General features: G+C 67.8%; 6 protein-coding genes. 4 read left to right on the forward strand and 2 right to left on the reverse strand.

Annotated elements, in window-relative coordinates:
- Window positions 1–97: 97 nt before the first annotated feature.
- The 4 genes from purL (at window position 98) to E1293_RS22575 (ending at window position 5,039) form a co-directional block, all read left to right on the forward strand.
- Complete coding sequence (purL, locus tag E1293_RS22560) at window positions 98–2,299, forward strand: phosphoribosylformylglycinamidine synthase subunit PurL (protein WP_207939023.1); 2,202 nt, start codon at window positions 98–100, stop codon at window positions 2,297–2,299.
- A 649-nt stretch (window positions 2,300–2,948) separates the two neighbouring features.
- Entirely contained in the window at window positions 2,949–3,272 is a 324-nt protein-coding gene (locus tag E1293_RS22565; RefSeq protein WP_132199442.1) for a hypothetical protein, read from the forward strand.
- Window positions 3,273–3,411: 139 nt separating this feature from the next.
- Window positions 3,412–3,732 carry an antibiotic biosynthesis monooxygenase family protein gene (locus E1293_RS22570; protein WP_132199443.1) on the forward strand — a complete coding sequence of 107 codons (321 nt, stop codon included), beginning with the start codon at window positions 3,412–3,414 and terminating at the stop codon, window positions 3,730–3,732.
- 1,091 nt (window positions 3,733–4,823) lie between these two features.
- Entirely contained in the window at window positions 4,824–5,039 is a 216-nt protein-coding gene (locus E1293_RS22575) for a tyrosine-type recombinase/integrase (RefSeq protein WP_243716403.1), read from the forward strand.
- Window positions 5,040–5,067: 28 nt separating this feature from the next.
- On the opposite strand, the gene E1293_RS22580 is transcribed toward E1293_RS22575, so the two are convergent.
- Together E1293_RS22580 and E1293_RS22585 are read right to left on the reverse strand one after the other, a co-directional pair.
- The gene (locus E1293_RS22580) at window positions 5,068–6,039 is read right to left on the reverse strand and encodes a coiled-coil domain-containing protein (RefSeq protein WP_132199444.1); all 972 of its coding nucleotides are present in this window, start codon (window positions 6,037–6,039) and stop codon (window positions 5,068–5,070) included.
- A 144-nt stretch (window positions 6,040–6,183) separates the two neighbouring features.
- The gene (locus E1293_RS22585) at window positions 6,184–6,936 is read right to left on the reverse strand and encodes a hypothetical protein (RefSeq protein WP_132199445.1); all 753 of its coding nucleotides are present in this window, start codon (window positions 6,934–6,936) and stop codon (window positions 6,184–6,186) included.
- Window positions 6,937–6,997 lie beyond the last annotated feature (61 nt).

A 6,997-nucleotide genomic window follows, 5' to 3' on the forward strand; every position in this document is an offset into this window, starting at 1 on the left:
CGCGATCGAGGCGTCCGCGCCGGTCGACCACGGTACGGACACGGTCGCCATCGCCGCCGCGTCCCCCGAGCGTCCGCAGCCGTTCGTCGAGCTGGGGATGAACGAGGAGGAGTACCAGCGCGTCCGCCACATCCTGGGACGCCGCCCCACGTCGTCCGAGCTGGCGATCTACTCCGTCATGTGGAGCGAGCACTGCTCCTACAAGAGCTCCAAGGTGCACCTGCGCCAGTTCGGCGAGAAGGCCCCCAAGACCGACAAGCTGCTAGTCGGCATGGGGGAGAACGCCGGTGTCGTGGACATCGGCCAGGGCTGGGCGGTCACCTTCAAGGTGGAGTCGCACAACCACCCCTCCTACGTTGAGCCGTACCAGGGTGCCGCTACCGGCGTCGGCGGAATCGTCCGCGACATCATGTCGATGGGGGCGCGCCCCATCGCCGTCATGGACTCGCTCCGCTTCGGCCCGGCCGATGCTCCCGACACCCAGCGCGTCCTCCCCGGAGTGGTCGCGGGCGTGGGCGGCTATGGCAACTCCCTAGGCCTGCCCAACATCGGCGGCGAAACGGTCTTCGACGCCTGCTACGAGCAGAACCCTCTCGTCAACGCCCTGTGCGTGGGCGTGATGAAGCACGAGGACATTCAGCGCGCCATCGCCCCCGGCCCCGGCAACCAGGTGATTTTGTTCGGCGCCCTCACCGGGCCGGACGGCATCGGCGGCGCGTCCGTCCTGGCGTCGGCGACCTTCGACGACGAGTCCCACCAGAAGCGGCCGTCGGTCCAGGTGGGCGACCCGTTCATGGAGAAGCTCCTCATCGAGTGCTGCCTGGAGCTGTTCAGCGAGGACCTCGTGGTCGGCATCCAGGACCTCGGCGCGGCCGGCGTGTCCTGCGCGACGACGGAGCTGGCCGCGGCCGGCACCGGCGGCATGCATGTCGACCTCGACACCGTCCCCCTGCGCGACCAGACGCTCCGCCCTGAGGAGATCCTCATGAGCGAGTCGCAGGAGCGCATGATGGCGGTGGTCTCGCCCGACAAGGTCGAGCGCTTCATGGAGATCTGCGCCCGCTGGGAGATCCCGGCCACCGTGATCGGGACGGTCACCGACACCCGCCGCCTCGTCATGACGTGGCGCGGCGAGACGATCGTCGACATCCCGCCGGTCACGGCCGCCGACGAGGGCCCGGTCTACAACCGTCCCCTGGAACCGCCCCAGGACCTCGGCACCCTCCAGTCGGACACGCCCGGCCGCCTGACCCGTCCGTCCAACGGCGACGAACTGCGCCGGACCGTCCTGTGGCTGGCCGGCTCCCCGAACCTCGCCAGCAAGACGTGGGTGACGTCCCAGTACGACCGCTATGTCTTGGGTAACACCGTCATGGCCATGCCCGAGAACGCCGGCGTGGTGCGCATCGACGACGAATCCGGCCTGGGCATCGCGCTCTCCCTCGACGGCAACGGCCGCTACACCCGCCTCGACCCGTACTCGGGCGCCCAGCTCGCCCTGTCCGAGGCGTTCCGCAACGTGGCCTCCACCGGCGCCCGGCCCCTGGCCGTCACCAACTGCCTCAACTTCGGCTCCCCGGAGGACCCGGGCGTCATGTGGCAGTTCGCGCGCGCGGTCGAGGGCCTGGCGGACGGCTGCCAGTACCTGGGCATCCCGGTCACCGGCGGCAACGTCAGCTTCTACAACCAGACCGGCACGACCCCGATCAACCCGACCCCGGTCATCGGCGTCCTCGGCGTCCACGACGACGTCCGCCGCCGGGTGAACATGTCACTGACCTCCGACGGAGCCACCCTCGCCCTGCTCGGCGAGACGCGCGAGGAGTTCGGCGGCTCCGAATGGGCGCACGTCGTCTACGGCCACCTGGGCGGCCTGCCCCCGCTGGTCGACCTCAAGGCCGAGACGGCACTCGCCTCGGTCCTGGTCGCCGCCATCCGCGACGGCCTGGTGACGGTCGCCCACGACCTGTCGGACGGCGGCCTGTCCCAAACGCTGGTCGAGTCGTGCCTGCGCGGCGGCCTGGGCGCCCGCATCACCCTCCAGGGAGATCCGTTCGTCGCGCTGTTCAGCGAATCGGTGGCCCGCGCCATGGTGGCGGTCCGTCCAGGCGCCGAGGCGCGCCTGGCGGCCCTGTGCGAATCCGCCGGCGTCCCGGTGTCCCAGCTAGGCGTGGCAGGCGGCGACACCCTCTCCGTCACGGGCCGCGGCCCCGAAGGCGACCAGCAGGAGCTGTTCAGCATCGGCCTCTCCGAACTACGCGAGGCCAACGAAAGAATGCTCCCCACCTACGCCGACTGACCCACAACACGTGAAAGGGCGTCCTCCCCCGGAGGGCGCCCTCTTGCGTATCGCCAGGGAGGAACCCGTGACCGAAGGCGACACGGGCGACCAACCCTGGGACCCCTTCGGAACGCTCCGCCGGGCAAGTCCGTCGTCTCCCGGCTCCCGGCCGCCCGCCACGGACTGACCGCCTACCAGTACGACTACCAGGACGCCCGCGGCCACAACGATCGCCGCATCGCCCGCCGCGTCCAGTACGGGGAACCGGCCGGCGGACCGGACCCGAAGAGACCTGGGTGAAAACCGACCCCGATCATCGGCTCACCGCGCCAGATGGCCGTCATGGTGCACCGGCGATGGCGAGAGGCCCCCACGGCGGCATGCCGAAACACCACAGGTCGCCACAGCCTGAAAGTTTCGAGCGAGAACCCAAAAAGTATCGAACCAGGGACGCCTGCCCGCCATCAAAGATCGTGTCACCCGATCAGAGAGAGGCGGGACGTGTTCAAGCGGATCTTGGCGAACATCTTCGCCTACGGACTGGTAGCGGGGACGTGGGCCGCGGCGGCATTGACTCTGCATGGCCGCCGGACGCGTGAAAAGAAACCTTCGCGGCTCGCCACACATGTGAGCACATCATTGGAACCGTCGAACCAAAGGGTTTTACATGAATTCCGACGACCTGTTCATCATCGCCATGCTGATCGGCAGCACCGTCTTCACCGGAGCAGTCGCCTACACGTGCACCGGCCGTGACCTCCGCGGCGGATACCGGATATCGGTAGCCCTGATCTGCGCCGTCCTAGTAGGCGCGACGTGCACATTCATCCCGTACCTTCCCGTACTCGCCTTTCTGGTCACGATGATGGCCTACCTCGTCATGCGCCGCCTGGTCAGCCCCGGCCGCGCCCTCGCCGCCGCCGCCGTCCTCCTCCTCGGCGGCCTCTCCTGCGCCGTACTGATCATGGCCGCCGCCCTGGAAACAATGTAACCCGAGGCGCGCCGAGCACACCCGCCGCAGCCGAGCGTACGCGCGAAGTTCGTGCGGCGGACATAACTCCTGTGGACGTCCTCACGGGGGCGGTATTGTCGACGCCCCGCATGAGTCCTTTGCGACAATCGGAGCCACGATGATTGCCAGAGTCTGGCGCGCAACCGCTACCGCCGAGGGGGCGGATGCTTACCGTGAGCACTTCACCGGCTCAGTGCTGCCAACGCTCCGTCGCCTCGACGGGCACCGAGGCGCATACCTGTTTCGCCGGGACGGGGATGGCCGGGTGGAGTTGGAGGTGATGACCCTGTGGGAGTCCGGCGAGGCCATCCGGGCCTTCGCTGGAACCGACATGGCAACGGCCGTGGTGGAGTCGGAAGCGCGAGCCGTGCTCTTGGACTATGACGAGACGGTCAGTCACCAGACGGTCGTGGTCGACACGGTCAACGACCCGGTCTAGGCCACGCTCCACCAGGCGATCACCGAACGATACGCGGTAATGCGCTACGGCTCTGGTCAGAGGTGGATGCGGTTAGAAGACCGAGTTCTGAAGCCCCAAGATCCCAACCTGCGGCGACGCCTCGCATCCTGGCATTGACCTGGGCTCCGTCCTCTTGGTGACTCTCGACGTCTCGTACATGATCGCGCCCCCATGTGCCCCCCATGTGCCCCCCATGTGCCCTCGGCGCTCGGGCATCCACTCGGCAGGGTGAATCAGTTCGATCACAACTAAGGTCGCGGGTTAGCTTCACCCCGAAGACCAGTAGGGCGAGTTGACTAGACTGGCTGAGCCATCCCGCGTGGCACCGTCGCATAGCGCGGTGTGACAAGGGCTTCACGTGGCGCAGGTGGCGACAGTAGGATCCGCTAATGGCTCCTATAAAGCGCTCGTCTACTGCGCCCCCAAGGCGGGTTCAGACACTACGAATCCTGCTCTTGGTCGCCCTGGGCACTGCAGTCCTGTGGGCTGTGCTCAGCTTTATAGCCACAGGCGATGATGGGGACTCCGCAGATACGAGCGCTTCGGCATCGGGAGTCTTGATTTTCACTGCCCTTGGTCCCCTCATCGCATCTTTCCTGGTCAAACCCGGCCGTCTCTATAGCGTGCGACTCTGCGGAATCCTGACGATCCTTGCCAGCTTGGGGGCAGCTTCCGGCGGCAACTTCGGTGGGCTCGTGGTGGGGTTGATTTCGCTCGCCGCGTACGGATTGACCTACACCCACGACGTCCGCGCATATCTAGCTCGTCGGTAGACGGCCCTGGTCTGGTAGGTCTCCGATCGGGACGACGGCAGACGGGAAGCTCAGGCGAACCTCAATTCTCGACGACCGTCACGGGCGCGCCCTGGGCTTCCCAGAGTCAGAGTGCCCCCGCCGGAGGCAAAGAAGACCTCGGCCACGTGCGATCAGAGGACGGGCGGCGGCGCGACCCGGTGACCGCCGGCACCTGGCGCACACAGGGCCGCGCAGCGGCCTGAGCGCCGCCGCCTCTTGAAGCTTGCCCTGACTCGTGCCGATGTTCCGGCGACTCGGGGCAACGGGTTTCACGCGGTGCGGCACCACTTCGCGAGTGTCTTGCTAGAGCGTGGCGTCGACATTCGGGCGCTCGCCGAGTTCCTCGGGCACGCTGACCCCGGGTTCACGCTCCGGACCTACACCCATCTCATGCCGTCCAGCCGGACCGGATGCGCAAGGCGATCGACGACGCGTGGGGAGCGATTTCCGGGGGCTAGTGCCCTGGATGTGTCCTCTTGGGAGAGCTTGTGAGGTGGGGGTCTGGTCAGAGGGGGCGCGGCTAGAAGACCGAGATGTGTACGTGGTCGTAGTGGTTGGCGGTTACGCCGCCTCGGTTTTCCATGGCGCGCCAGCCGGGGCTGCGGAGGTCGTAGATGCGCTGGCGCCAGATGATGTATTTGATGCCCAGGGCGCTGGCGTGGGCGATGGCGAACTCGGCGGTGGCGTCGCCCTTGGCCTTGGCGCTGCCGCTGGCCATGACGCCGCCGGTGGTCACCATGAAGTCGCAGGCGTGGCCGGTGCCGTGGTCCTGCGGGTCGCCGGTGAGCCGGACGCAGCCGATCGTGGGGAAGGGGCCCATCTCCAGGTCGACGGTGTTCTTGACCTTGAGCATGCGGGGCGTGACGCCGCCCAGGCCGACGCTCGGTGACTCCGGCTTGTACTTCTTGACCAGGGTCTGGATCTTCGCCTTGCGGCCCTTCAGGTCCTTGATCTCCTTGTTCAGCTCCGTCATCTTCTGCTGGGCCTGCTTGCGGGCCCGCTGCTGCTCGTCGACGAGCTTCTGGATCTGGGCGACCTTCGCGGCCTTGTTCTGGGCGAGGTGGCTGATCAGGGTGGCGTTGCTGAGCAGGTCGGACGGGTTGCCGTCGGCCAGGAAGGAGATGGTGGGGTCCTCGCCGTTCATCATGTACTGGTTCGCGGCGAGCTGGGCGACGAGGTTGCGGGCGTCCGCGAGGTCCTTCTGGAGGTCGTTGGACTTGCTGAGGGCCTTCTTGGCGGCGTACTCGGCGTCCTTCAGCTTGGCGAGGTCGCCGCCGTACTCCTTGTCGAGCTTCTCGATCTGGCGGTTCAGCTTCGCGAACTTGCTGCTGTCGCCGGGGTCCTGGGGGAGGGACGCGGGCGAGGCCGCCGAGGGGGTCGCGGTGCCGATCAGCGGCAGCGCGGCGGCGATGGCCATCAGAGCCGCGGCGGTGCGTCGTCCGCCCCGGCGGCGGTTCGAGGCCGGCCGACGGGTGGAGGCGGGGGTCTCCACGTGGTCTCCTCTCGTCACGGCCAAGGTCAATGAACGTTAAAGAACCGTCTGTGCCTCGCCAAGGGTAAACCCCCGGGATCGGTGAGGCGGCGGAAGCCCGGAAGCCGGGCCACCCTACGTTACGGGACGCACCCGCCCCCGCGTTCAACCGCGCGTGAGTTTGCCCCCGTAGCCGAGGCTCGTGCCGGGCCGGCTCCACGTGTACTGGAGCGTCCCGTCAGGCTGCCGGGTGATCTGGACGGTCCCGGACGTGCACGGCTTGCCGATCTCCAGGTTCATCTTCAGCGCGCTCTCCGTGCCCCTGGCGAGCCGCAGAGTGCCGTTGCACTTCTCCCTCGGGTACACGGCGCGTCCGGTCGTCCCGCCGGCCTCGAACGTGATCTGCACAGGGAAGGAGGCGTTGCGGTTGGTGTTGACGACCGTCCCGTTCCATGTCCCGGCGAACGAGGCCGGGATCGTCGTCACCGGACGGTTGTTCGACGAGTTGGTGCTGTCGGGTGGGCCGTTGTCGTCCGCCTTGAGCTGGGGCCAGAGCACGAGGGCGATGATGGCGATACCGACGCTGACACCGATGAAGAGCGAGAGCGCCAGCCCCAGGACGTGGTTGCTGGGGCGTCGCATCTTGGCGAGGGACGACAGCGGGGACGGGCGGTGCCCGCCGGTGTCGCGCCCGTGGCCGAGCCCCGGGATGATGTGGGGTTCGGTGCTGTTCGGGTGGTCTTCCAGGTCGACGGCGTCGAACTTGGCGGTCTGGTCGCTCGCGCCGCGTTCCCCACTGACGGCGTGGAAAGTCGCGGTCGCCTCGAAGGCGGATGGGTCGAGGTCGGCGGCCGGGGGCTCGGGCTCGGGTTCCGGACGTGAACGCCGGGAACGTGTGAGTTTCGCTAGCAGCGGCACGGATGCCGATGCCGCACCTGGTGGCGGCAGAGGCGGTGCAACCGGGGGCGGCGCCTGGGGT

The organism is Actinomadura darangshiensis (genome assembly GCF_004349235.1).
GTDB lineage: Bacteria > Actinomycetota > Actinomycetes > Streptosporangiales > Streptosporangiaceae > Spirillospora > Spirillospora darangshiensis.

Excerpts from the sequence above, each read along its gene's own strand:
- E1293_RS22565 (WP_132199442.1), top strand. The coding sequence starts at position 2,949 with ATGAATTCCGACGACCTGTTCATCATCGCCATGCTGATCGGCAGCACC.
- purL (WP_207939023.1), top strand. The coding sequence starts at position 98 with ATGAACGAGGAGGAGTACCAGCGCGTCCGCCACATCCTGGGACGCCGC.
- E1293_RS22570 (WP_132199443.1), top strand. The coding sequence starts at position 3,412 with ATGATTGCCAGAGTCTGGCGCGCAACCGCTACCGCCGAGGGGGCGGAT.